At 60.6% G+C, this 24676-nt stretch carries 25 protein-coding genes and 3 pseudogenes; 17 read left to right on the forward strand and 11 right to left on the reverse strand.

The genetic code is table 11. The annotated features are described in order from the left end of the window. Positions 1 to 64: 64 nt before the first annotated feature. Positions 65 to 1219 carry a hypothetical protein gene (locus tag ACK1VC_RS18620; RefSeq protein ID WP_023048164.1) on the reverse strand — a complete coding sequence of 385 codons (1155 nt, stop codon included), beginning with the start codon at positions 1217 to 1219 and terminating at the stop codon, positions 65 to 67. A 479-nt stretch (positions 1220 to 1698) separates the two neighbouring features. Here ACK1VC_RS18620 and ACK1VC_RS18625 point away from each other — a divergent pair, with 479 nt between their 5' ends. The 3 genes and pseudogenes from ACK1VC_RS18625 to ACK1VC_RS18635 all read left to right on the forward strand — a co-directional run bounded on the left by ACK1VC_RS18625 (position 1699) and on the right by ACK1VC_RS18635 (position 5140). After that, positions 1699 to 3318 carry an NADP-dependent glyceraldehyde-3-phosphate dehydrogenase gene (locus tag ACK1VC_RS18625; protein ID WP_023048165.1) on the forward strand — a complete coding sequence of 540 codons (1620 nt, stop codon included), beginning with the start codon at positions 1699 to 1701 and terminating at the stop codon, positions 3316 to 3318. Positions 3319 to 3428: 110 nt separating this feature from the next. Next, positions 3429 to 3907 (forward strand): annotated as a pseudogene (locus ACK1VC_RS18630) (VOC family protein). Between the two features lie 51 nt (positions 3908 to 3958). Continuing rightward, positions 3959 to 5140, forward strand: a complete 1182-nt coding sequence (locus tag ACK1VC_RS18635; protein ID WP_191087672.1) for a hypothetical protein — start codon at positions 3959 to 3961, stop codon at positions 5138 to 5140. Positions 5141 to 5225: 85 nt separating this feature from the next. On the opposite strand, the gene ACK1VC_RS18640 is transcribed toward ACK1VC_RS18635, so the two are convergent. Continuing rightward, the gene (locus ACK1VC_RS18640) at positions 5226 to 5585 is read right to left on the reverse strand and encodes a hypothetical protein (protein ID WP_016486685.1); all 360 of its coding nucleotides are present in this window, start codon (positions 5583 to 5585) and stop codon (positions 5226 to 5228) included. Between the two features lie 231 nt (positions 5586 to 5816). Between ACK1VC_RS18640 and ACK1VC_RS18645 the strand changes: the two genes are divergently transcribed. From ACK1VC_RS18645 to ACK1VC_RS18655, 3 genes are all read left to right on the forward strand, one after another. Continuing rightward, positions 5817 to 6131, forward strand: coding sequence for a hypothetical protein (locus tag ACK1VC_RS18645; protein WP_016486684.1), 315 nt, complete (start codon positions 5817 to 5819; stop codon positions 6129 to 6131). A gap of 114 nt (positions 6132 to 6245) precedes the next feature. Beyond that, the gene (locus ACK1VC_RS18650) at positions 6246 to 6446 is read left to right on the forward strand and encodes a hypothetical protein (protein WP_016486683.1); all 201 of its coding nucleotides are present in this window, start codon (positions 6246 to 6248) and stop codon (positions 6444 to 6446) included. Positions 6447 to 6604: 158 nt separating this feature from the next. After that, the gene (locus ACK1VC_RS18655; RefSeq protein WP_031312021.1) at positions 6605 to 6829 is read left to right on the forward strand and encodes a hypothetical protein; all 225 of its coding nucleotides are present in this window, start codon (positions 6605 to 6607) and stop codon (positions 6827 to 6829) included. Here ACK1VC_RS18655 and ACK1VC_RS18660 read toward each other — a convergent pair. From ACK1VC_RS18660 to ACK1VC_RS18670, 3 genes are all read right to left on the reverse strand, one after another. Further along, entirely contained in the window at positions 6822 to 7130 is a 309-nt protein-coding gene (locus tag ACK1VC_RS18660; RefSeq protein ID WP_016486681.1) for a hypothetical protein, read from the reverse strand. The genes ACK1VC_RS18655 and ACK1VC_RS18660 overlap by 8 nt on opposite strands. Positions 7131 to 7324: 194 nt before the next feature. Further along, positions 7325 to 7693 carry a hypothetical protein gene (locus ACK1VC_RS18665; RefSeq protein WP_191087671.1) on the reverse strand — a complete coding sequence of 123 codons (369 nt, stop codon included), beginning with the start codon at positions 7691 to 7693 and terminating at the stop codon, positions 7325 to 7327. A 519-nt stretch (positions 7694 to 8212) separates the two neighbouring features. Next, positions 8213 to 8503: a hypothetical protein gene (locus ACK1VC_RS18670; protein ID WP_016486678.1), complete on the reverse strand. Its 291-nt coding sequence runs from the start codon at positions 8501 to 8503 to the stop codon at positions 8213 to 8215. 122 nt (positions 8504 to 8625) lie between these two features. Between ACK1VC_RS18670 and ACK1VC_RS18675 the strand changes: the two genes are divergently transcribed. Beyond that, entirely contained in the window at positions 8626 to 9192 is a 567-nt protein-coding gene (locus ACK1VC_RS18675; protein ID WP_191087670.1) for a DUF1003 domain-containing protein, read from the forward strand. A gap of 40 nt (positions 9193 to 9232) precedes the next feature. Here the strand turns inward: ACK1VC_RS18675 and ACK1VC_RS18680 are convergent, their stop codons facing one another. Continuing rightward, positions 9233 to 9787 carry a methyl-accepting chemotaxis protein gene (locus ACK1VC_RS18680; protein WP_371262263.1) on the reverse strand — a complete coding sequence of 185 codons (555 nt, stop codon included), beginning with the start codon at positions 9785 to 9787 and terminating at the stop codon, positions 9233 to 9235. Next, positions 9770 to 10546, reverse strand: a pseudogene (locus ACK1VC_RS18685) (PAS domain-containing protein); the annotation flags it as partial. The gene ACK1VC_RS18680 and the pseudogene ACK1VC_RS18685, both read right to left, overlap by 18 nt. Positions 10547 to 10937: 391 nt before the next feature. Here ACK1VC_RS18685 and ACK1VC_RS18690 point away from each other — a divergent pair. Then, positions 10938 to 11090 carry a hypothetical protein gene (locus ACK1VC_RS18690; protein ID WP_191087668.1) on the forward strand — a complete coding sequence of 51 codons (153 nt, stop codon included), beginning with the start codon at positions 10938 to 10940 and terminating at the stop codon, positions 11088 to 11090. A gap of 68 nt (positions 11091 to 11158) precedes the next feature. Here the strand turns inward: ACK1VC_RS18690 and ACK1VC_RS18695 are convergent, their stop codons facing one another. After that, positions 11159 to 11356 carry a hypothetical protein gene (locus ACK1VC_RS18695; protein WP_016486674.1) on the reverse strand — a complete coding sequence of 66 codons (198 nt, stop codon included), beginning with the start codon at positions 11354 to 11356 and terminating at the stop codon, positions 11159 to 11161. 104 nt (positions 11357 to 11460) lie between these two features. Continuing rightward, complete coding sequence (gene trbK, locus ACK1VC_RS18700) at positions 11461 to 11685, reverse strand: entry exclusion lipoprotein TrbK (protein ID WP_016486673.1); 225 nt, start codon at positions 11683 to 11685, stop codon at positions 11461 to 11463. Positions 11686 to 11786: 101 nt separating this feature from the next. On the opposite strand from trbK, the pseudogene ACK1VC_RS18705 reads away from it, so the two are divergent. The 3 genes and pseudogenes from ACK1VC_RS18705 (at position 11787) to ACK1VC_RS18715 (ending at position 15222) form a co-directional block, all read left to right on the forward strand. Beyond that, a pseudogene (locus tag ACK1VC_RS18705) lies at positions 11787 to 12136 on the forward strand (integrase). A gap of 32 nt (positions 12137 to 12168) precedes the next feature. After that, positions 12169 to 13755 (forward strand): ABC-F family ATPase, encoded by a 1587-nt coding sequence (locus tag ACK1VC_RS18710; RefSeq protein WP_016486587.1) that lies wholly within the window; start codon positions 12169 to 12171, stop codon positions 13753 to 13755. 273 nt (positions 13756 to 14028) lie between these two features. After that, on the forward strand, positions 14029 to 15222 hold the full coding sequence (locus ACK1VC_RS18715; RefSeq protein WP_191087667.1) for an MFS transporter: 1194 nt from the start codon (positions 14029 to 14031) through the stop codon (positions 15220 to 15222). Here ACK1VC_RS18715 and ACK1VC_RS18720 read toward each other — a convergent pair. Beyond that, complete coding sequence (locus ACK1VC_RS18720) at positions 15196 to 16230, reverse strand: alpha/beta hydrolase family protein (protein WP_016486585.1); 1035 nt, start codon at positions 16228 to 16230, stop codon at positions 15196 to 15198. The two genes, ACK1VC_RS18715 and ACK1VC_RS18720, sit on opposite strands and share 27 nt — an antisense overlap. A 200-nt stretch (positions 16231 to 16430) precedes the next feature. Between ACK1VC_RS18720 and yghU the strand changes: the two genes are divergently transcribed. The 6 genes from yghU (at position 16431) to ACK1VC_RS18750 (ending at position 23452) form a co-directional block, all read left to right on the forward strand. Then, the gene (gene yghU, locus ACK1VC_RS18725; RefSeq protein WP_023048169.1) at positions 16431 to 17270 is read left to right on the forward strand and encodes a glutathione-dependent disulfide-bond oxidoreductase; all 840 of its coding nucleotides are present in this window, start codon (positions 16431 to 16433) and stop codon (positions 17268 to 17270) included. A 140-nt stretch (positions 17271 to 17410) separates the two neighbouring features. After that, positions 17411 to 19114, forward strand: coding sequence for an amidase (locus tag ACK1VC_RS18730; RefSeq protein ID WP_016486583.1), 1704 nt, complete (start codon positions 17411 to 17413; stop codon positions 19112 to 19114). A 186-nt stretch (positions 19115 to 19300) separates the two neighbouring features. Then, on the forward strand, positions 19301 to 19975 hold the full coding sequence (locus ACK1VC_RS18735; protein ID WP_016486582.1) for a helix-turn-helix transcriptional regulator: 675 nt from the start codon (positions 19301 to 19303) through the stop codon (positions 19973 to 19975). Continuing rightward, positions 19972 to 20889, forward strand: coding sequence for a pyridoxal-phosphate dependent enzyme (locus ACK1VC_RS18740; protein WP_060516581.1), 918 nt, complete (start codon positions 19972 to 19974; stop codon positions 20887 to 20889). Before ACK1VC_RS18735 ends, ACK1VC_RS18740 begins: the two co-directional genes overlap by 4 nt. A gap of 187 nt (positions 20890 to 21076) precedes the next feature. After that, entirely contained in the window at positions 21077 to 22174 is a 1098-nt protein-coding gene (locus ACK1VC_RS18745) for a carboxynorspermidine decarboxylase (protein WP_016486580.1), read from the forward strand. 33 nt (positions 22175 to 22207) lie between these two features. Next, positions 22208 to 23452, forward strand: coding sequence for a saccharopine dehydrogenase family protein (locus tag ACK1VC_RS18750; RefSeq protein WP_003248123.1), 1245 nt, complete (start codon positions 22208 to 22210; stop codon positions 23450 to 23452). A gap of 108 nt (positions 23453 to 23560) precedes the next feature. Here ACK1VC_RS18750 and ACK1VC_RS18755 read toward each other — a convergent pair whose 3' ends face one another. After that, a complete protein-coding gene (locus ACK1VC_RS18755; RefSeq protein WP_095117164.1) occupies positions 23561 to 24607 on the reverse strand; it encodes a class I SAM-dependent methyltransferase in 1047 nt (348 codons plus the stop codon). Positions 24608 to 24676: the final 69 nt, after the last annotated feature.

The raw sequence follows: 24676 nt of genomic DNA on the forward strand, positions 1-24676 counted from the left end.
TCCCCTGATGACGAAGTTTAAACCCTGGCGTAGAGCGCCAGATCAATGCATCCCTGGCAGTCACTCAGTTGCACGTGACTCTTTCCATGGTGGGCGGTGACTGCACGCTGGCATAACGGCTGCGCAGGGTTTCCACGAAGGGCTCACCCGCACCATTGCCACCGTAGAGATAAATCTTGTGCAGCCCCCCAAACACCATCTCGTGGTATCGGCTGGCAACCTCCTCATCGCTCGGGCCATCCGGCAACCCCAAGTGCAGCGTGAGTTTGTCGCCCTCCACTGCGAACATCGGCGTATCCCACAAGAACTTGGCTGTGCCGGTCTTTGGCAAGCGGACAAACAGATAGGCATGGTTGCCCAACGAGTCGATGTCTCCCCCGCGACGGCGCTTCCATTTCAGCAGGCCGTCGTCCGGGCGCGCGAGGCACAGCCCGATGTCGTAGTAATCGAAGCCCTGCTGCAGTGCCCACTCAAGCGCCATGAAGGTGGTGATCGAATTCACCTCACGCAACCTCTTGGCATCACTGAACACTGCCTCGCAGTAGCCGAAACGCAACGTGCTCCAGTACCGCTTGCCCCCGCGTACCACTTCACAACCCAAGTGGCAGCCGATCACTTCATCACCCAAGGTAATCAGGTCGAGCCGGCCGACGCTTTTGGCAATGCGGAACACTTCTTCCGTGGGGAACTGCGCAGCATGGATACCTTGCCTGGCGGTGGCATAGGGGCGCAGCAGCTCGCGGTCTGCCATGGCGATCTCGTCGTCCGACAGGGCTTGTCGCATCTGGTAGAGCGGGCGGTTCTTGCGGATGCTGCGCCGCAGTTCGCTGTCGTAGCGCGCCGTGATGTCCTCCAGCGAGCGGCCCAACGGTACTACAGCGCTCAGGTAATGCGGCACTGACAGCGCCCCAGACGAGGGTATTTCGCTGATGACCACTACATGGTTTGCAGCCGCCGTGGCACTTGCACTTTCTACGATCGAAGCACTGCCCTGGCCCTTGCCGCCGATCAGCAGCTTGGCCATTTCCCGCTGTTGCTTGCGGCCGATGTAAAGAATTTCGTAGGGGCTCTCCTGCTGTAGCCGAAACCTCGCTACTTCCCAGCGCCAGAAACAGGCGCGCGCCGCCATCTCTCGCACTTTGCTTGCCAACAGCCTCATTTCGTAGCGCTGGGAGGGTGACAGGAGCTTTCGCGCCACAGCCGTCAAGGTCTCTTTCATTTTTTCTTCGACGTCCTTTGAAGGGCTTTATGGTCTATCTGAAAAAGAGAAAAAATCAGCAAAAACACTTAACGCTTTGATTTTTATAGTTTGCCCTGAAACTTGCTTATCACATTCAGTAACAATTTAAGATGCCTGCAAACGCTTTGGCAAGCGGCTTCTAGCTGACTTTAGATCAAGTTTGATGGCGTCAAATTTCCTGCGTGAAAACCCACGCCAATTGCAAGTTTGCTATAAGCGTGCCGACGCACACGGCCTTTCATTACCACTTGGCTATTGATAATTAGCATTTGATATCTTCTTTGCATAAAAGAAACGTCGACATGCCTGAACGCTTTTGCGGTGCCTGCCGGGCCATTTGGCAAGCATCCACGGCCCGATTGAGCCAGACTGGTGTTTTGCCGGCAGCCGGTGCATGCTCCATGCTGAAGCGATTCACCCTGCTTTGAACCAGCCCCGCAATGTGAGGTGCAGTACCTATGGACCGTCTGCTCGATTCACTCTTCCCCAGCGCCGAGAACATTCCGGAAACCTGGCGCCTGGGAGCCCCAATGGAACAACGCGACTACCTGGTGAACGGCGAACTCAGGCAGTGGGACGGCCCCTTGGCCACGGTGCGCAGCCCGGTATGGCTGAAGGAGGGCGCAGAGGAACGCCAGGTGGTACTGGGTAGCGCCCCGCTGCTCGACGCGGACACCGCCCTTACGGCCCTCGACGCCGCCGTGCAGGCCTACGACAAGGGCCGCGGTGCCTGGCCGAACATGCGGGTGGCCGAACGCATCCAGCATGTCGAAAACTTCCTGGCCCGTATGCGCGAGCAGCGCCAGGCCGTGGTCAAGCTGCTGATGTGGGAGATTGGCAAGAACCTCAAGGATTCAGAAAAAGAATTCGACCGCACCTGCGACTACATCGTCGACACCATCAATGCCCTCAAGGACCTCGACCGCCGCTCCAGCCGCTTCGAGCTGGAACAAGGCACCCTCGGCCAGATCCGCCGCGCGCCGCTGGGTGTGGCGTTGTGCATGGGGCCCTACAATTACCCGCTGAACGAAACCTTCACCACCCTGATCCCGGCGCTGATCATGGGCAACACCGTGGTGTTCAAGCCGGCCAAGTTCGGTGTGCTACTGATCCGCCCGTTGCTCGAAGCCTTCCGCGACAGTTTCCCGCCGGGGGTGATCAACGTGATCTATGGCCGCGGCCGGGAAACGGTGAGCGCGCTGATGGCCAGCGGCAAGGTCGATGTATTCGCCTTCATTGGCACACACAAGGCAGCCAGCGACCTGAAAAAGCTGCACCCACGCCCGCATCGCCTGCGCGCCGCGCTGGGCCTGGATGCCAAGAACCCAGGCATCGTGTTGCCGCAGGTCGACCTCGACAACGCTGTCGAAGAGGCGGTTACCGGCGCGCTGTCGTTCAACGGCCAGCGCTGCACAGCGTTGAAGATCCTGTTCGTCCACGAGCACGTGGTCGACGCCTTCCTCGACAAGTTCCAGCGCAAGCTGGCCGCGCTCAAGCCCGGCATGCCCTGGGAACCGGGCGTCGCGCTGACGCCATTGCCGGAGCCCGGCAAGGTCGACTACCTTGACGGCCTGGTCGCCGATGCCACGGCCAAGGGCGCACGCGTGCTCAACGAAGGTGGCGGGCAAAGCCGCGGCTCGTTCTTCTATCCGGCCTTGCTGTACCCGGTTAACAACGACATGCGCGTGTACCACGAAGAGCAATTCGGCCCCCTGGTACCCGTGGTGCCCTACCGCGACCTGCAAACCGTCATCGACTACGTGCTGGACTCCGATTACGGCCAGCAGTTGAGCCTGTTCGGCAACGATCCGGCGACCATCGGTAGCCTGGTCGACATCTTCGCCAACCAGGTCGGGCGCATCAACATCAACGCGCAGTGCCAGCGCGGCCCCGACACCTACCCGTTCAACGGCCGCAAGAACAGCGCCGAAGGCACTCTGTCTGTGCATGACGCCTTGCGCGTGTTCTCCATCCGCACCCTGGTCGCCACCCGCTTCCAGGAAGCCAACAAAGAACTGATCAGCGAAATCATCCGTAACCGCCAGTCGAGCTTCCTGACCACCGACTACATCTTCTGACGGCCGCGCTTATAGAAAATCGATCTAGCGGCATTGTCGATTGTCCATCGGCGCAAACGACTCTAAGCAACAGGGCGCCATCCGGCGCCCACTGCAACGGAGAGTCGAACATGGCAGTCAAACCCATCCCCGAAGGCCAGCACAGCATCACCCCCTATCTGGCCATCAACGACGCCGCCAAGGCCATCGAGTTCTACAAGAAGGCCTTCGGTGCGGTCGAAATGTTCCGCCTTGATGCTCCTGGTGGCCGTGTGGGCCATGCCGAACTCAAGATCGGTGATTCGTCGCTGATGCTGGGCGACCCCTGCGACATGGAAGGCGGCCTTACCGCCAGCCAGAAGCTCAGGGCGCAGGCGTGGGCCTGCACCTGTATGTCGAGGACTGCGACAAGGTCTACGCCCAAGCCCTGGCGGCTGGCGGCACGCAGTTGCACCCCTTGACCGACCAGTTCTATGGCGACCGCAGTGGCACCCTGAAAGACCCGTTCGGCAATATCTGGTTCGTCTCGACCCACAAGGAGGACCTGAGCCCTGACGAAATTCGCGCCCGCGCAGCGAAGATGTTCGGCGGTAACCCAGCGGCAAGTTGAAAGCGGCGCCACTTTGCTTGAAGCTTGAGGCTCGTAGCCTGGAGCTGCTTCATGCGAATCATCGACAAAACCGCTGCGCAGGTGCGCAGCCTGACCCCCGCTGAAGAGCATCTGCTGGTCGGTTTTGCCACCGGCAGCCTCGTCGGCCCGCGCCTGCTGCAGGCCAACCAGCTACTGATGAAGGTTCGCAACGCCAACCAATGGCTGGGCTGCGACTGCCGCAACGACGCCCTGCCGGTGCTCAATGTCACCCTTAACGGCAATACCGGCACATTGTTCCTCAAGAACAACCCGGGCACTGCCGAGCATGCCCCTGGTTGCCCGTTTACCAAAGACGAGCGGGAAGCCGCCGAACGCGAAGACGATCCCGCACCACCTGCCGCCTGGCTGCCGCCCGACACGCCGCTGCGCCTGATGGGTGACTTTCGCGCCGGTACCGCCAGTGCCGCAAGCGATGGCAACGACCGGCGCGAGCAACAGCGCCTGCTGTCGCTGCTGCTCACCTGGATCGAGACCAGCGGCCTCAACCTTTACGCCACTCACCTGAAGAAGGACCTGACCACGCAGTTTGCCGAATTGCGCAGCGTGGCCAGTCGCTACCCGCTGCTGGAGCGGATACCTGCCAGCAACTACCTGGAAACCCGGCTGGACATGAAGCACATGATGATGCTCAAGTCCCGGCTGCGTGAATCCACACTGTTCGGCAACCATCGCCGCCACGGGCTGATGCTGGACTGCGTCGACCAGATCAAAGGGCGCAAGCTGTTCAACAATCGCAGTGAAGACGGCTTCGACTTCCAGGGGCACCACCTGTACTGGGGCGGTAGCCGTACCAGCGGGCCGTTGCTGGCACTGATGATCTACTCGCCGACCAGCGCCGGTAGCCATTTCTATGAGCTGATCCATGTGGCCAGCGTGCCGGTGCTATCGCGCGCGCATCTGTTCCCGGTGTACCGCGATGAAGAGCGCGAGCCACTCAAGGCCCTGGTGTCGCTGATCGACTGGATGGCCAGCAAGAGCGTCAAGGTGCAAATGCGCCGGCCGGTGATCGGCGGCCAGGTGATGGATGAGCTGGTGATGACCTCGGACCAGGACCGGGTATTGTCAGTGTCGCTCCTCGAACAGCCGATTGGGCCCGAGCCGGACACCGAAAACTTCAAGCGCTACGCCGACTTCAAGAGCCTGGAAACCTTCCGCAAGTTTGTTGCCGGTTTCTTCATGCGCGAACGCTGAATTGCGACCGGTACATGCCCCGGGCAGGCACAGTCATGTGTCGCGACAGGGATGCAAGGCGGCCCCAGGATCCCGGGCTATTGACTCAGTCCAGGCAGTCCTTGGCAGCCTGGCGCAATTTGTCGCCAGACAGGAAGCTGCCCTTGTAGAAGGTCGCGCGGCTGCCTTCACGAGAGTCAACCACGTCCAGTACATCGTCACTTGCCACCGCACTGGATGCCGTCAGCCGATACCCGTGGGCAATCGACTTCTGCGTGGCCTGGGGTGCCAGAACCTGCCACTTGGGCAGGACACAGGCGGCGTACACCTGCGGCGTTTTTTTGGTCAGCTTGCTGGCAGTGGGTTTGCCGGGCGTCGCGCAGCCAGCAAGGCTGGCAACCAACGCAGAAGCGATGAAGATACGAAAAGTAGGCATTTGCAATTGGCCGTCAGGGATACGCTGCATTCTAACGAGGGTTGTCCAAAGTTTCTAACCAACCATGGTCTTGCTGGTGAATTTTCGCGCCATTGACACAGCAACGACGCGCCAGTGACAACACCATCACATCGCGGGTTGTTTACTGGCGCCCGGTCACTGCAATTAATTGTCTGAATCCAGGGAACGAAGTCATTCTGCCCTGCTTCTCATCAACATCAGGCAACGGCAATACCGGCCGGCTTTGTTCAGGAGAACCCCATGCTCTGGTGGCTGGAAATACTCGCCCAATATGCAACCTCCACCGGCTTGGCCGTGCTCTGTATTTTCGTGTTCTGGGCCTATGGCTTGGCATTCGGCAGCGTCTACATGAGGCTCCTCTCTGGCCTGCTGGCCGCCATGCTGCTAACGATCGCCGCATGCCCGCACGGTGTGGACTTTGCCTTGGGCAAGCACCTGGCGCTTGGTGGTCCAGGTGCTCTGCTGCTGTTTATTGCAGATGCAGCAGGCGTGATCACAGCGGTGGTGGTGGCCTCGTTTTTCTTCAGCCCCGGGCGGTTGCAGGACGAAGCCTGAGCGGGCTCACTGGTGGGGACCTGATATTTCTGCCAGTAGCATGGGTAGCCGAACGTTGAGAAAGTGAACTGCCAATGGGGCACCTCACCGCGACTCGGCCAGGAAATACACACCATGCAAAAGAACGCCAACATCACGCGCTTCTTCTACCAGAACGGCAAACTCGTCACCCTTAAAACCGGTGAACAGAGCCGTAGCATCTTTCGGTCCTCGGATGTGCCACTTGCCGAGCAACACTTAGACGGCACCCGCACCAGTGGATTGCTGGTGACCGACGACAAGGGTTCGGTGCTACAGGTGCAGGAAAGCAGCTGAGCCCCCCTCAAGCCGCACCGGCCCCACCATAAGGGTCGCACAAGCGCTCCAGCGTTCGGGCAAGGCTGCGCTTTCCACAAATCTGTTGCGTTTCACCCTGCCCTGAGGCGATGCTCATGGAACGGTTGAAGCAACAGACACGGAAGGCCTTTAGCACCATGGAAACGCTTCTCAGCATCAAGTCCGATCTGGTCAGAACAGCCGACCATCTGGAAAAGCTCAGTCAGGCCATGAGTGGCCACGCCAGGTTCATGGAGGCGCGTGCCAGTTCGCAGAGCGAGATTGATGTCACGGCGCACATCAGGTCCATCAATGTGGTAGCAGACGAGTTGCGCGCTGTCGCTGCAAAAATCGACGACATTGGAGGTGCTAGCTTCAGCTGAACCTGAGCTTCACCACTTTGCTCAGCGCCCAGCCACTGAAGACGTAGAACGCATCCAGGTAGAAACGCCCCGCGTAGTTGGGCAATGGCGCGTGATTCAACAGCACATCCGGGTCGGGCGTGGGTGGGAACAAGGCATAAAAGCCGTTGGGCAGCACCGCCAAGGCCAACAATAGCAGGTAAGTCGATGTTTGCAGCAGGGTGCTACGATTGCTGAACCTGGCGGCACCCTTCAGCCCGTAGTACGCAACCAGGCCGGCAACGGGCAACACCCAGAAATGCGTCGGGATCCCAATGAACATTTCGGCGACTGCGCTTCTTGCTTCCACCCAGTGTTCTCCATCCAAATGCGTGAATTATCGCGGGCACGGCAGGCAAATGCAAAACCAGCACTGCCCAGTTCAGGACTGCCACGTTCGAATTAGAACGGCTGCAGGGCCCACCAGCAAAAAGCCCGCTCTCGACGGCGGGCATTTTGTCTCTGGCGGTTAGATGATCATGCTTTTGAACACATCAACGCGGCATCCAGCAACCTCCCATGGTCGTACCAGGCATCACGTTGATAGGCTGTGAACTGATGCTGGCCTGCTGTGCTGCGCAACTCCACAAGGCCATCTGCCTTGCTGGGGTCGGTGCTTTCGATGAACAGTCTCACCGAGTTATCGCCATCAACCTCGTAGGTTTTCACATTCCCGGGCAGTTCACCCTTCACGCACCCCAGATACGCGGGTGGGCTCTTAGCGGTGCTGCCAGAGGTAGAGTCATGACTATCACGCACGTCGGGGTTTTGTGCGCACCCGGCCGTGAACAATGTGGCTAACGTGGAAACGAGTAATGCACCTGCTATCGATATTGAGCTCTTCACGCGACACGCCCCTGCTGCCCCCTCGAGAACTTAGGAAAGTGTTGCCAAGTAGCACGCCATTTTTTAGTTGTCGTGAGCCATATTACTGCTCAATGACAGCCATGCCATAGGTTCATTTGCTATATGGGTTCAGGCTGCATTGGCGGCGCAATAAATGTCCTCTTCTACAGCTTGTCCTGCGTCCGCCAGGTCTGCAAGTTTGGGCGCCGCGCTCCCCGCCCGCAGTTTTATCTGAGGTTCAGGACGGCTGGCGTCGCATAGGCATAAGCAACTACAAATGCCCCCAACCCCGAGTATTACCGTACCCACTCTCGGGGTCAGGCAATGGCCTTGAGAAAGACCAAGGTTGCCACCAGGTCCAGGACCAGTACAGTTGCCACAACGAAAACCATGTAATAGCGGTCATCCTGAGTCATGTCGGCGCTCTCCGCGTGATCAATGTCTCAGGAGCAAAGCAATTACCGTTCCAGCACCGATGCCCAGCCAACGGCTGCCACTGCGCTCAAACGTGGCGATCTTCTACGATGCCTTTACCTGGCATACGCCGTTGGCTTTGTTCTTGCCGGTATACGATACGTCGGGCGAACCGTCGGGGTTGATCGACAATGAAACAGTCACCCCGCTGCCTTTGGCTTCGAAGTAGTTATCGTTGAACTTCTTCAGCTTCCCTTCCTTGCCATTGATATAGATCGGCCCACCTTTGTCCGCATGGACCTCAATGTTTCCGGGGCACGTTGCGTTCAGCAGCGGAATCCCGGCCTGGGCCGCGCCCGATGCCAGCATCAAGGCAGCCAGCAATAAACGTGTCATCTCACGCTCCTTAAGTGAATTGATCGTGATAAAAGCAAGAGACAACCATCATAGCAACCCTCTGCAGTATGCGCTCGCGGCCTAGTCTAGACTGAAATGGCCATCCACCACGGAGCCAGCAGATGCAACCGTCAATCTCTGCGCAGCCTGACCCTCATGAAGGTCTTGAAGAAGTTGACCATCTCAGGTTTCACCGCGCCCATGAACATATGCACCACCCATTTGGTAACGATGCTTTTGCCCGCAGGGCCGAAGCTTTCGCGCGCTTCTTTGGCACGCCGTTGTTTCTAGGGTCTCAGTCACTGGTGGTTCTGATATGGATGGGGATCAGCCTATCGGGGCTGTCAGCGTTCGATCCCTATCCCTTCATTCTATTGAATCTGGCGTTTAGTCTGCAGGCGGCCTACGCGGCCCCTCTGATTCTTCTGGCTCAAACCCGCCAAGCCGACCGTGACAAAGCAACAGCCGAAGCAGATGCGCGACATCGAGAGGCGATTGCCATGGCCAATCAACGACGTCAACGGGACGCGGAGATGCAAAGCAAGCAGCTTCTGCAGTTGCTGGAGCAAAACACACACCTCACAGAAGTCACAAAGCAAATGAGTGAACGGATTGAGCTCCTTACATCGCAGATGCACGCGCATTTGCTTGCGTCCTCAGTGCATGCGCCTTTGGGTAATAACGAATAATCCTTTACCCCTGCAGTTGCCTGCGCAGCGCTGTTTCGTCCTACCTCACCTCATTCGCAAAGCGGCCAACTGCCCCGACCACTTGTTTAGCGCCGCTTTGAATTTCCAGGATGACGGTGCCGGCTTCATTAGCCAATGCCAAGCCTTCCTCAGCTTTTGCCCGGCTGCTGAATATTTCGCTAACGGCTTGATCCGCAAGCGCCTGGTTTTGTTGGACCACGCTAACGATTTCCTCGGTGGCCGAACTGGTGTGACCAGCGAGTTTGCGCACCTCATCGGCAACCACAGCGAAGCCTCGACCTTGCTCACCCGCACGCGCGGCTTCGATAGCTGCATTCAGAGCTAGCAGATTCGTCTGCGAAGCAATTCCGCCAATGGTTTTAACGATAGAACTAATCAACGCAGACTGTTTGCCAAGCGCTTCGATGCTCTCGGTTGCCGCGTTCATTTGTTCAGCGATACTGCGCATGGTCTCCACCGTTCGCGTCACGACCACAGCGCCACGCTCCGCGCTCGAATCCGTTTGCCGGGATATGGCGTATGCGACACCCGCTGCATCCTTTACCTCTTGCTCGCGTGCGACCTGGTCCGTCACGACACTCGCAAACTTTACAACTTTAGACAGCTTGCCCTCAGTGTCATGTACAGGGTTATAAGTGGCCTCGAGCCAGATAACACTTCCACGGCCATCGACGCGTTTAAATCGGTCTGCAACGTACTCGCCACGGTTGAGCGTCTTCCAGAAACTTTCATACTGGGGCGATGCCGCTTCTTCGGCAGGGCAGAACAAACGATGATGTTTTCCTGCAATTTCGCCTAATGAGTAGCTCATGGCATCGAGAAACTGCTTGTTGGCTGTGATGACGGTGCCATCCAGGTTAAATTCAATAACGGCAGTGGACCGAACCAGCGCCTGGATCAGCGCTTCATTTTCCTTCGCCTGCTCCACGGTACGGGTGATTTCACTGCCGTAACCCTGGACATGGCCAAGGCTTGCATCGTGGTCTCGAATAGGGAGCCAATAGATTTTCAACCAAGCAAGCGTGCCGTCCGCGCGAAGGTAGCGATATTCGTCATTGACGGGTTCAAAACGCGCTACAGCTTGATTGAACGCGTGAAAGCAAGGCAGGTCTTTAACGTACGGCGGCACGATCTCCGCGAGCGGGCGCCCCAGCAGGCGCTCCTCAGAATACCCCAAGGTTTCCGAGAACTGTCGGTTAAATGCGCAGATACGAAACTGTGCATCCAGCCTTATGGTGAGCATGCCTCTGTCCATCTGCTCGACCTGCTGACGTAACTGATGCAGCTCCGCGCTCTGCTCTTGCAGCATTTTTTTGAGATTGCGGTTGAACATGACAGGCTCCAAGTGTGCTGGGTAAGCAATTATCGAGATGGGCCCATTCTTCTAGAGCATCCAGTCAATTTTTAATTGCAGCATGATGGGTATACGGGCGGGGTGATGAAAAATTCCAGGCCGGCAGATAAATTGCTACAGGCTTGGACGCGCGGCTGAACGCACAACATTGCAGGTGTTTAGGGACACTGCTGAAAATCACAGATTCCTCTGCGATTCTGGATCACGCGGGTAGCGAAGGCTGAGATCTCTGGCTCAAGAACTGAAGCCAGGCATCATGCGATTTCATCTGGCAGACCACGGCATCATCCCAGATAGCGCCGTGGATCTCACCCGCAGCAACCAGGTACATGAGCCTTGATGTACAGGCTTCCAGATCAAGGAGCTGCCGATGAGCCGTGAAGCGAAAATCAACGTTGCTTGGCATCTGGAGGTAAGGCCTGAAGGACTGGCTCGTGGACACGGGCCGATGTTCCTGTGTAATCAATATGACATCAAACCCCAGCGGTCGCATGCCTTATCGCAGATTCGCCCCCGTGATTGAACGACTCAAAGGACCGATGTTGGAAAACGCAGTAGCCGCCTCACCCTCTGGCGCTGCCCGCCAGCGCCTCAACGCTTGCCGCCGAGGACGGGCGGCAAGGCGGTGAAGAACCAGTAGATCCCAGTTCCTAGCACCATGGTCCACCGGCTTGCCGGGTTGAGAAACATTCCGACCACCCCAAGCGCGATCAGCGTCACGCCAGCCCACCGCCTGCGCCTCGGGTTGAACCATCGCTGGAACGCCCGAAGCCTCTCACCCAAATGCATCACCACTCTCCTTTTGGTAGGCGACGAAGCATATCAGCTGCCCGCCAGCACTTCCTCAAACCAAAACGCCGCCTGATGAGGCGGCGTTGACTGAAGCACGGACGTTACCAGGTCTTCGGCTCTGACTTCTTGTAAGCGCCACTGGTCATGCACTTTTCGACCAGGTCTTCGCGCGCCTTGTTGTCTGGAAGCGTTTTCAGATAGTCGGGCTGACAGTGTTCGCCAGTCGGCTCGTAGGCTGCTGTGTCGACAGCATCTTCTTTGCAGCCCGCCAGAACCACTGCAGAGAATGCGGCGGCAGAGAAGAAAACCAATGCTTTGCGTGACATGAGATCAGTCCTTTGAAGTGGTCGGGCGTTATAGCAAACCTCGACCAGCATCGCAAAGAACGCCCCTCACCCAGGTCCAGCGAATGGGCACACTCCGGTGCATGGCGTCCAAATCCCTGCACCCGGTCAGCCCCTTTGTGTTCCAGCCGAGCAAAGTTGGGCTGTGGATCAACGAACCAAGTGTTACAATCTGCCACTTCAAATCGGCGCTCAACGCGCTGAACATCCGTGAGCGCCGCCAGTACGACACCCGCCACACCTATGCGACCCTGTGCCTGATGCCTGGTATGAACCCCGCGTTCATTGCGAACCAGCTCGCCACAGCGTCGAGATGTTGCTCTCTACTTACGCGAAATGGATCAGCTCCTCCTCGGACTGGAGGGAGCTGGAGAAGCTGCCGCCCCGAGTCGAATTGGCCCAAAATTGGCCCAAACCTGACGCGAGGGCCTAAATACACCTCTGGAACCCCCGCAGGACAAGCACTTGATTTCTACCGCTAACATCACCATGCAGTTCGGCTCCAAGCCGCTGTTTGAAAACGTTTCCGTAAAATTCAACAACGGCAACCGCTACGGTCTGATCGGCGCCAACGGTTGCGGCAAGTCGACCTTCATGAAGATCCTCGGCGGTGACCTGGAGCCTTCCGGTGGCCAGGTGATGCTGGAACCGAACACCCGCCTGGGCAAGCTGCGCCAGGACCAGTTCGCCTATGAAGAATTCACCGTGATCGACACCGTGATCATGGGCCACAGCCAGCTGTGGAAGGTCAAGGCCGAGCGCGACCGTATCTACTCGCTGCCGGAAATGACCGAAGAAGACGGCATGGCCGTCGCCGAGCTGGAAACCGAATTCGCCGAAATGGACGGCTACACTGCCGAATCGCGCGCCGGTGAACTGCTGCTGGGCCTGGGTATCCCCCTGGAACAGCACTTCGGCCCGATGAGCGAAGTGGCGCCAGGCTGGAAGCTGCGTGTCCTGCTGGCCCAGGCATTGTTCTCGGACCCGGACGTGCTGTTGCTCGACGAACCAACCAACCACCTGGATATCAACACCATCCGCTGGCTGGAAACGATCCTCACGGCGCGTAACAGCACCATGATCATCATTTCCCACGACCGCCACTTCCTCAACAGCGTCTGCACCCACATGGCCGACCTGGATTACGGCGAGCTGCGCCTGTTCCCAGGCAACTATGACGAGTACATGACGGCGGCCACCCAGTCGCGTGAGCAGTTGCTGTCGGACAACGCCAAGAAAAAGGCGCAGATCGCCGAACTGCAGACGTTCGTCAGCCGCTTCTCGGCCAACGCCTCCAAGGCCAAGCAGGCGACTTCGCGTGCCAAGCAGATCGACAAGATCCAGCTGGCCGAAGTCAAACCTTCCAGCCGTGTCAGCCCGTTCATTCGCTTTGAGCAGACCAAAAAACTGCACCGCCAGGCGGTGGTGGTCGAGAAGATGGCGAAAGCCTTCGACGACAAGGTGCTGTTCAAGAACTTCGACATTACCGTCGAGGCGGGTGAGCGCGTTGCGATCATCGGCCCCAACGGTATTGGCAAGACTACCCTGCTGCGCACTCTGGTCGGCGAAATGACCCCGGATGCAGGTTCGGTGAAATGGACCGACAGCGCAGAAGTGGGCTACTACGCCCAGGACCACGCTCACGACTTTGAAGACGATCTGAGCCTGTTCGACTGGATGGGCCAGTGGACCTCCGGCGAACAGGTGATTCGCGGCACCCTGGGGCGCATGCTGTTCTCCAACGACGAGATCCTCAAGTCGGTGAAGGTGATTTCCGGTGGTGAGCAAGGCCGCATGCTGTTCGGCAAGCTGATCCTGCAAAAGCCGAACGTGCTGGTGATGGATGAGCCAACCAACCACCTGGACATGGAGTCGATCGAGGCGCTGAACCTGGCGCTGGAAAACTACCCGGGCACCTTGCTGTTCGTCAGCCACGACCGCGAGTTCGTCTCGTCGTTGGCCACGCGCATCATCGAGCTGTCGCCCGATGGTGTGGTGGACTTCAGCGGTACCTACGACGATTACCTGCGCAGCCAAGGCGTACTGGTCTGATCGAAGTGTAAGGCCTGGCCACGTTGCATGGCTGGGCCGGCGTTTTCGCGGGCACGCCCGCTCCCAAGAGCCCAGTCAAGCAGGGGACGTGTGGGAGCGGGCTTGTCCCGCGAACACCGGCGAAGCCGTTGCCAGGCACCGCGTACTCCCATTCAGGGGACAAGTCCGCTGCCACAGCCACACCCTGGCGAATAATTCGTTAGCCTGCTTTCTTTTCCTTCGCACAACGGCCATGATGGGACCACGCCCAACCGCCCGCCCGCGAAAGAGCCCATGACCGCGCAACAACCTGCCCCCGCCAGCCATACGCTGCACATCACCCTGCAGATCCTGTCGATCGTTTTCTACACCTTCATTGCCTTCCTCTGCATCGGCCTGCCCATTGCGGTGTTACCCGGCTACGTGCACGACCAGCTGGGCTTCGGTGCGGTGATCGCCGGGGTGACCATCGGCTTGCAATATCTGGCCACCCTGCTGAGCCGCCCGTTTGCCGGGCGCGTTGCAGACACCCTCGGGGGCAAGCGAGCCATCCGCTTCGGCCTGCTGGGGATTGCCGGCTGCGGGGTATTGACGCTGTTATCGGCCTGGACCCTGACGCTGCCACTGCTGAGCCTCGCGTTGTTGCTTGGCGGCCGTTTGCTGCTCGGCATCGCCCAGGGGCTGATCGGCGTGGCTACCTTGAGTTGGGGCATCAGCCAGGTCGGCCCCGAACACACCGCCAGGGTGATCTCATGGAACGGTATCGCCTCCTACGGCGCCATCGCTATTGGCGCGCCACTGGGCGTATTGGCCGTGGATGGGCTGGACTTCAGCGTGCTGGGGCCTGCTTTGCTGATGCTGGCAACCCTTGCCCTGCTGGTGTTGCGAAAGCGCCCCGATGTGGTGGTGGCGCGCGGCGAGCGCCTGCCATTCTGGTCGGCGTTTGCCCGGGTCGCACCGTGCGGTCTTGGCCTGACCCTGGCTTCGATCGGCTATGGCACCCTGACCACCTTCGTCACCTTGTACTACCTGGAGCGAGGTTGGCTGGGCGCAGCCTGGTGCCTCAGTGCGTTTGGGGTGTGCTTCATCATTTCGCGGCTTTTATTCGTCAATGCCGTCAACCGGTTTGGTGGCTACAACGTGGCGGTCGCCTGCATGGCCACCGAAGTGCTGGGCCTGAGCCTGCTGTGGCTGGCGCCTGCGCCGGCCTGGGCACTGGTCGGCGCGGGGCTTACCGGTTTCGGGCTGTCGCTGGTGTACCCGGCGCTGGGCGTCGAGGCAATCAGGCAGGTCCCCAGCAACAGCCGCGGCGCGGGGCTGGGGGCCTATGCGGTGTTCTTCGATATGGCCTTGGCTATCGCCGGCCCGCTGATGGGCGCAGTAGCCGTACACCTGGGCTATGCCTCGATCTTCTGCGTGGCTGCCCTGCTCGCCCTGGCCGGGGTGGGCCTAACGCTGTTGCTATCGCGGCGCGCTCGCCGCGGCTGATCGTTCGGCCAGTTGCGGCGCGCCCAGCGCCTGGCTGAAGAACGCCGCCGTTTCACGCGCCAGCGAATGATGGATATGGCGGCGATCCACACCCTCGGCATCCTTGCACAGCGCCGGCATCCGCGCGTACTGCTCGGCGTCGCAGTGGGCCATGAACACAAAGTGGCCGGCGCCGGCCAACAGGCGATAATCGGGAGTGACCGGCAGCTTGCGGGCCAGAGCTTCGGCGTTGCGGTCCACCGCCACCAGCTGGTCGCTATCACCGCTGTAGATCAGCGCTGGCACCTGAACCCCCGCCAAGGCATGGCGCCCGAACAGCAGGCTCAACGGCGCCATCAGCATCACCGCCCCTACCCGCTGGTCGGCCTGCGGCGCCAGTTCGCTGCGGTCGGCAATCAAGATGCCGTGGGTCTTGCAGGCGTCGGCGTCGGTCGGACGCTCCAGGCAGTACTGGCGCAGGCGGTCCAGGTCCGGGCGCGCACCGGAAAGGATCAACGCGGTTTCGCCACCGGCTGAATAACCGATCACGCCCACCTTGCCTTCATCCAGGTAAGCCCCGACCAAAGCATCATCGCGGGCTGCGGTGATGGCGGCGCTGACTTGCAGCGGCCGGCCATACAGATTGCTCAGAGTACCCAGACGACTGTGGTCGTGGGCATTGTCCCCAGGGTGCACGACTGCCACCACCACAAAGCCTCGCCGCGCCAACGAAGTTGCCAGGTAATGCAGCGCCAATGGGCTGCCGGTATTGCCGTGGGACAATACCAGTAACGGGAACCGGCCCGTGGCGACGGGTGCCTCTTCAGCCACCTCGACTGGATAGCCGTCTATACGGCTGCTACGGGGTTTACCGATAGCGGGGTAGAACGCCAATGCTTGCATCGGCCGGCTATCGACCGGGTCGACCAAGGTCATGTGGTGCAGGCCGACAACCCGGGGCCCAGCCTCGGCATGGGCCAGCAGGCCGCCGATCAGGACCAGCGCCAACACGCAGCGGGGAATAGTCATCGGCCGGCGGTTCCTTGCAGGGCGAAGCGATAGCCCAGCATAAAGCCGGCCTGGCGTGCGCCGGATGAAAACTGGATGAAACCCTCGTCATGCACGTTGCGCGCGCACCCTATGCATTTGCGCATGGCGTCGAACCCGTGGCATAGATACAGGTCCACGTCTTTACGTGACCGTTTCGCGCCAATGAAGGAGATTCATGCATGAGCAAGCCCGCCTACGTGCCACCCAAGGTCTGGCGCAATGAAGCAGCGTCCGGCGGCCAGTTCGCCAGCATCAACCGCCCTGTTGCCGGCCCGACACACGACAGGGACCTGCCGCTAGGCAACCACCCTCTGCAGCTTTACTCCCTGGCCACCCCCAATGGCGTCAAGGTCACCATTGCCCTTGAAGAGCTGCTTGCCTTGGGCCATACCGCAGCCGAGTACGATGCCTGGTTGATCCGCATTGGTGAGGGCGACCAGTTTTCCAGCGGCTTCGTCCAGGTCAACCCCAATTCCAAAATCCCTGCCCTGCTCGACCGCAGCGTCGAACCGCCTGTGCGGGTATTCGAATCGGGTTCGATCCTGCTGTACCTGGCAGACAAGTTCGGCGCACTGCTGCCAAAATCGCCCGCTACACGCGCCGAGAGCCTGAACTGGCTGTTCTGGCAGATGGGCGCGGCGCCTTACCTGGGCGGTGGCTTCGGTCACTTCTACGTGTATGCCCCGGAAAAAATCGAATACGCGATCAACCGCTTTACCATGGAGGCCAAGCGTCAACTGGACGTGCTCGACCGCCGCCTGGCCGAGAGCCGCTACCTGGGCGGTGATGAGTACAGCATTGCCGATATTGCCGTGTGGCCGTGGTATGGCCAGCTGGTGCGCGGCAACCTGTATGACGCGGCAGAATTCCTGGCGGTGGATGAGTATCCCAACGTGCAGCGCTGGGCCGAGGAAATTGCCCTGCGCCCGGCGGTGCAGCGCGGAACGCGGGTAAACCGCACGTGGGGTGATGAGGCCAGCCAGGTGCCCGAGCGGCATGCGGCGCAGGACCTGGATTGAGGGTTAGCCGGGGTCGCTGTGCGACCCCGACAATGCCCGCTTGCATAAAACCATTTGCCCCCGCGCAAACCTGCGTCCGCCAAGCCCTTCTTGTACACTCCTCGCATTAGCCCCCACCTGCACATTTTTTTGGTGAACGCATGATCGAGGTAACCGAGGTTTCCATTGCCGAGCTGCGCGACGCGCTCGAGTCGGGCCGCACGACGGCGGTCGAGCTGGTCAAGGCCTACCTGGCGCGCATCGACGCCTACGATGGCGCCGACACCGCCACCGCCCTGAACGCTGTCGTGGTACGCAACCCCGAGGCGCTGAAAGAAGCCGAGGCCTCCGACGCCCGCCGCGCTCAAGGCCAGGTCCTGAGCCCGCTGGATGGCATTCCCTACACCGCCAAGGACAGCTACCTGGTCAAAGGCCTGACCGCCGCTTCCGGCAGCCCTGCCTTCAAGGATCTGGTCGCCCAGCGCGACGCTTTCACCATCGAGCGCCTGCGCGCCGCGGGTGCTGTGTGCCTGGGCAAAACCAACATGCCGCCCATGGCCAACGGTGGCATGCAGCGCGGCGTGTATGGCCGCGCCGAAAGCCCGTACAACGCCAACTTCCTGACTGCGCCCTTCGCCTCGGGCTCATCCAACGGTGCCGGCACCGCCACCGCCGCCAGCTTCAGTGCCTTCGGCCTGGCTGAGGAAACCTGGTCCAGTGGCCGTGGCCCGGCGTCCAACAATGGCTTGTGCGCCTACACCCCCTCGCGCGGCGTGATTTCGGTGCGTGGCAACTGGCCGCTGACCCCGACCATGGACGTGGTGGTTCCTTACGCCCGCACCATGGCCGACCTGCTGGAAATCCTCGACGTGGTGGTCGCCGATGACGCTGACAAGCGCGGCGACCTGTGGCGTCTGCAACCTTGGGTGCCAATACCGGCGGCATCCACCGTGCGCCCAGCTTCTTATCTGGACCTGGCAGTGGATGCCAGCGCACTCAAGGGCAAACGCTTTGGCGTACCGCGCATGTATATAAATGCCGATGCCGAAGCAGGCACCTGCGAAAAACCAGGCATCGGTGGCCCGACTGGCCAACGCATCAACACCCGTGCCACTGTGATTGATTTGTGGCAACAGGCACGCCAGGCTCTGGAGGCGGCCGGCGCCGAAGTGCTGGAAGTGGACTTTCCGCTGGTGTCGAACTGCGAGGGCGACCGCCCGGGCGCACCGACCGTTTACAACCGTGGCATCGTCAGCAAGGAGTTCCTGCATGACGAGCTGTGGGAGCTGTCGGGGTGGGCCTTTGACGACTTCCTGCGCGCCAACGGCGACCCGAAGCTCAACCGCCTGGCCGATGTCGATGGCCCACAGATTTTCCCCCACGACCCGGGCACCCTGCCCAACCGCGAAGACGACCTGGCCGCCGGCATGGACGAGTACGTCAACATGGCCAAGCGCGGGCTGAAGACCTGGGACCAGATCGAGACCTTGCCCGACGGCCTGCGTGGCCTGGAGCACACGCGCAAACTGGACCTGGAAGACTGGATGGACAATCTGGGCCTGGACGCTGTGCTGTTCCCGACAGTGGCCGATGTGGGCCCGGCCGATGCCGACGTCAACCCGGCATCAGCGGACATCGCCTGGAGCAACGGTATCTGGGTGGCCAACGGTAACCTGGCGATCCGTCACCTGGGTGTGCCGACCGTCACCGTGCCAATGGGGGTGATGGCCGACATCGGCATGCCGGTGGGGCTGACCTTTGCCGGGCGGGCTTACAGTGACAATGCGTTGTTGAGCTTTGGTGCAGCCTTCGAGGCGACTGGCTCGCGCCGTATGATTCCGCCGCGCACCCCGGCGCTGGGCTGACTTTTACAAGGGCCGCTTTGCGGCTCATCGCCGGCAAGCCAGCGCCCACAGGAAACTGCAAACCTCAAGGGTCGTGCAGTAACTGTGGGCGCTGCCTTGCCCGCGATGGGCCGGTACAACCACCACAGATCGCACAATTCAACTTTATGTGTAAAAATACACAAAACGTTGATATTGCGATGTGCCATGCCTATCCCCCCCAGCGAAGAACGCCACCTCACCCTCACGGTGCTCAAGGCCGCCATCCAGGCCTTGGGCAGCGTCGCCGCACGCAACATGGAAATCCTGCTGCACGACCTGGACCACCCGGAGCATTCCGTGGTGGCGATCGTCAACGGTCACCTCTCCGGCCGCAGCGTCGGCAGCCCGATCCTCGCCGCCCCAGAGCAGGATCAAGGCTTCAAGGCACTGATGCAGGCCTCGGCCGACCAGCACGGCAGCGAGCCGGTGGTACTACCCGACTACCCCACCACGCTCAAGGGCCGCACCCTGCGCAGCGCCACTGCGATCTTTCGCGACAGCACCGGCCACCCCTTCGCCAGCCTATGCGTCAACACCGACGTCACCGGCCTGGACGCCGCCATGAGCTTTCTCCAGCAGTTCCAACCGCTGGGGGCCACGCCTGCCGTCAGCGAACCCGCCGACATGGAGCTGCTGATGAGCGAGATCATCCAGGCTTCCCTGCAACGCAGCGGCCAAGGCCGGATGAACAAACAGGCCAAGGTCGAGGCGGTGCGGGTCATGCAGGAGCGTGGCCTGTTCATCGTCAAAGGCGGCGTGGAAAAGGCGGCCAGTGCGCTCGGCGTGACCCGCTACACCATTTACAACTACCTTGAACAATTACGCGGAACCAGCCAATGACCTTGCATATCCACACCCCCCTGATCGAATCCCGCTCCCTGTCGTTGGCCGCGGGCCGAAACATCTGGCTCAAGCTCGATGCCCTGCAACCTTGCGGCTCGTTCAAGCTGCGCGGGGTGGGCCATGCCTGCGAAGTGCATCAGGCCCGTGGCGCCCGGCAGTTCATCTCGTCTTCGGGCGGCAACGCCGGCCTGGCGGTGGCCTATGCAGGGCGCAAACTGGGTGTGCCGGTGACCGTGGTGGTCCCCGAGACCACCACCGAGCGGGCCAAGGAGTTGCTGCGCCTGGAAGACGCCAACGTGGTGGTGCATGGCAGCTCCTGGCAAGAGGCCAACGCCCTGGCGCAGACCTTGGTGGGGCCGGATGATGCGTTCATCCACCCGTTTGACGATCCGCTGCTGTGGGCCGGGCATGCCAGCCTGATCGATGAAGTCGCCGAAGCAGGCGTCAAACCGGACGCCGTGGTGCTGTCGGTAGGGGGTGGCGGCTTGCTCAGCGGCGTGGTCGAGGGGCTGCAGCGCAATGGCTGGGGTGATGTACCGGTGCTGGCGGTGGAAACCCACGGCGCCGCGTCGCTGCACGCGGCCCTGCAGGCGGGGCATTCGGTCGAGCTGGAGCGCATCGCCTCGGTGGCAACATCGCTGGGGGCAAAGCGGGTAGCCGATCAGGCGCTGGCCTGCGCACAGCAACACCCGGTGCACAGCCACCTGGTCAGCGATCGCGCAGCGCTGGAAGCCTGTGAGCGGTTCCTGCTGGACCATCGCGTACTGGTCGAGCCAGCGTGTGGAGCGGCGCTGGCATTGGCGTATGCGCCAGGCGTCCTGGCGCACTACCAGAATGTGCTGGTGGTGGTTTGTGGTGGCGCTACGGCAACGCTTGAGCAGATTCACGCGTGGTTGCAGCAAGCCGATTGAGGCTGCCGCCCGTCGGTGGTGATTACGACAGTCACATGCGCCTGTTCTACTGAGCCCGCCGCAACCGGAAAAATGCCCTCGCAACGGCGTCAACCCTGACGAAATGCGTATCGCACCCTTTCGGTCTGCGGCAAGTGAAGGCACAATGCGTGTCCTTTTTTTGGCCGGCCTGGCCGGGGGCCTTTAAATGATCAAGACGCCGTATTACCTCATCGATAAAACCAAGCTGCTCAGCAACATGGAGAAGATCGCCTACGTGCGCGAACACTCCGGTGCCAAGGCGCTGCTCGCCCTCAAGTGCTTCGCCACCTGGTCGGTGTTCGACCTGATGCAGCAGTACATGGACGGCACCACCTCGTCCTCCCTCTTCGAGCTCAAGCTCGGCCGCCAGAAGTTCGCCGGCGAGACCCACGCCTACAGCGTGGCCTGGGCCGACGACGAGGTCGAGGAAATGCTCGAGAACTGCGACAAGATCATCTTCAACTCCATCGGCCAGCTGCAGCGCTTTGCCGAACAGTCCGAAGGCAAAGTGCGCGGCCTGCGCGTCAACCCGCAGGTCAGCAGCTCTGACTACCTGCTGGCCGACCCGGCACGTCCGTTCAGCCGCCTGGGCGAATGGGACCCTGCCAAGATCGAGCAGGTGATCGAACAGATCTCCGGTTTCATGTTCCACAACAACTGCGAGAACGGCGACTTCGGCCTGTTCGACAAGATGCTCACGCACATCGAAGAGCGCTTCGGTCACCTGCTGCACAAGGTCGAGTGGGTCAGCCTCGGTGGCGGCATCCATTTCACCGGTGAAGACTATGCGGTAGACGCCTTCTGCGCGCGCCTCAAAGCCTTCTCGCAAAAGTACGGCGTGCAGGTGTACCTGGAGCCGGGCGAAGCAGCCATCACCAACAGCGCCTCGCTGGAAGTGACCGTGCTCGACACCCTGTACAACGGCAAGCACCTGGCCGTGGTCGACAGCTCGATCGAAGCACACCTGCTTGACCTGCTGATCTACCGCCTCAACGCCAAGATGGCCCCCAACGACGGCGAGCACACCTACATGGTCTGCGGCAAGTCGTGCCTGGCCGGTGACATTTTCGGCGAGTACCAATTCGATCGCCCGTTGGCCATTGGCGATCGCCTGTCGTTCATCGACACGGCGGGTTACACCATGGTCAAGAAAAACTGGTTCAACGGCCTGAAGATGCCATCCATCGTGGTCAAGCAACTCGACGGCAGCGTCGAAGTCGTCCGCGAGTTCGGTTTCGAAGACTACGTTTCCAGCCTGTCGTAAGGCCGGCTTTCCAAGTAAGGAGCAAAAGGTAAATTGAAGAAGAACGTTCTTATCATTGGTGCAGGAGGTGTCGCCAAGGTGGTGGCCCACAAGTGCGCGCAGCATAACGACGAACTGGGTCGTATCGCTATCGCGTCACGGAACATCTCCAAATGCCAGGCCATCATCGACAGCGTCAAGGCCAAGGGTAGCCTCAAGGTACCCGCCGACATCCAGGCCTTCTCGCTCAATGCCCTCGATGTCGAGGCAACCAAGGCGCTGATCCGCGAGACCGAATCGCAGATCGTGATCAACGTAGGTTCCGCCTTCCTCAACATGTCGGTGCTGCGTGCCTGCATCGATACGGGTGTCGCCTATCTGGACACCGCCATCCACGAAGAGCCGGGCAAGATTTGCGAGACCCCGCCGTGGTATGGCAACTACGAGTGGAAACACCTCGAAGAGTGCCAGGCAAAGAACATTACCGCCATTCTCGGCGTCGGTTTCGACCCGGGTGTGGTGAACAGCTACGCCAAACTGGCGCAGCAGCAGTATTTCGACAGCATTGATTCGATCGACATCCTCGACGTCAATGCCGGTTCGCATGGCAAATACTTTGCCACCAACTTCGACCCGGAAATCAACTTCCGTGAGTTCACCGGGCAAGTGTGGAGCTGGCAGAACAGCCAGTGGACCAGCAACACCATGTTCGAGGTCAAGCGTACCGACGACCTGCCAGTGGTAGGCTCGCAGAACCTTTACCTGACCGGCCACGACGAAGTTCACTCGATTTCGAAGAACCTCAACGTGCCGAACGTGCGTTTCTGGATGAGCTTCGGCGAGCACTACATCAATGTGTTCACCGTGTTGAAGAACCTGGGCCTGCTCAGCGAGCAACCGGTAAAAACTGCCGAAGGCCTGGAAGTGGTACCGCTGAAAGTGGTCAAGGCCGTTCTACCAGACCCGGCCTCCCTGGCCCCTGGCTACACCGGCAAGACCTGCATCGGTGACCTGGTCAAAGGCACCAAGGATGGCCAGCCGCGCGAAGTGTTCATCTACAACGTGGCAGACCACGAAGAAGCCTACGCCGAGACCGACAGCCAGGGCATTTCCTACACCGCCGGTGTACCGCCAGTGGCTGCCGCCCTGCTGGTTGCCCGTGGCGAATGGGATGCCAAGCGCATGGTCAACGTCGAGGAGCTGCCAGCCGAGCCGTTCCTCAAGGCGCTTGACGTGATGGGCCTGCCAACCCGCGTCAAAGATGAAAAAGGCGATCGTCCTTGGGACGCTGAAGCCTAAGCAACAAACAGAAGGGGCGCCACATGGCGCCCCTTCTGCGTTTCCAGGCCCTGTAATGATCCTGTGGGAGCGGGCAAGCCCGCGAAGAGGCCCGTGCAGGACCACACCCTACTTCCGAGCTTCCAGAATCAGGTTGAACGGTGTCTGCGTCGCACGCCGGAAGCGGCTGAACCCCGCCTCCTCGAACACCGCCCGCAAGCGCGCCTCACCGGCTTGCGCACCCAACCCCAAGCCCACCTCCTGCGACAGCGAATTCGGCGTGCAGATGAAGGTAGAGGCTGCGTAGAACAAGCGCCCTACCGGCGTCAGGTTGCCGTCCAGCGAATCCTCGGCAAAAGGTTCTACCAGCATGACCGTGCCGTCAGCCTTCAACGCCCGATAGGCATGCTTGGCCGCCCCCACCGGGTCGCCCATGTCGTGCAGGCAATCGAAGAAGCACACCAGGTCATGGTCATGTCCCGGGTAATCCTTCGCACTGGCCTGCTGAAAACTCACCCGCTCGGCTAGCCCCGCCTCACGCGCACGATCGTTGGCGGTGGTGATGGAAGGCCCGTGGTAGTCGTAGCCGACGAAGGTAGACGCTGGAAACGCCTGGGCCATGACCAGCGTCGAGGCGCCATGCCCGCAGCCTACATCCGCGACCTTGGCCCCCGCCTGTAGCTTGGCCACCACACCCTCGAGCGCTGGCAACCACTCAGCGACCAGAAACGTACGGTAGCCGGGTCGGAAAAACCGCTCGGTACCGCTGAACATGCACGGGTGGTGGTCCCCCCAGGCCAGCCCGCCATCGCCTCGCATGGCCGCGACCAGCTTGTCCTTGTCATGGAACAGCGCAGCGATCACGGCGGCCCCACCGGCCATATAAGCCGGGGAGTCCTCCAGCGCCAGGGCCATGGCCTGCTCTTCGGGCAGCACAAAAGAGCCCTTGACGTGTGCCATGTAACCCGAAGCGGCCTGGGCGTTCAGCCATTCGCGCACCAGCCGCGGATGGCAGCCGGTTTTTTCCGCCAGCGCTTCGGGGGTAATTGGCTGGCTATCGGCCATCGCTCGATACAACCCCAGTTCGTCGCCCAGGATGACATTGGCCAGGGTCGCCGCTGCGCCCATGTCGCCCACCACCTTGCCCATGAAATCGTGAAGCCTTGCCTCGTCCATGACCTGCCCTCCTCTGCAAGAAGGCCATCGCCAGCGAGGGAACTCCGATCCGGGGAGGCGGTGGTCGGT

This window comes from Pseudomonas sp. XP2 (assembly GCF_053557975.1).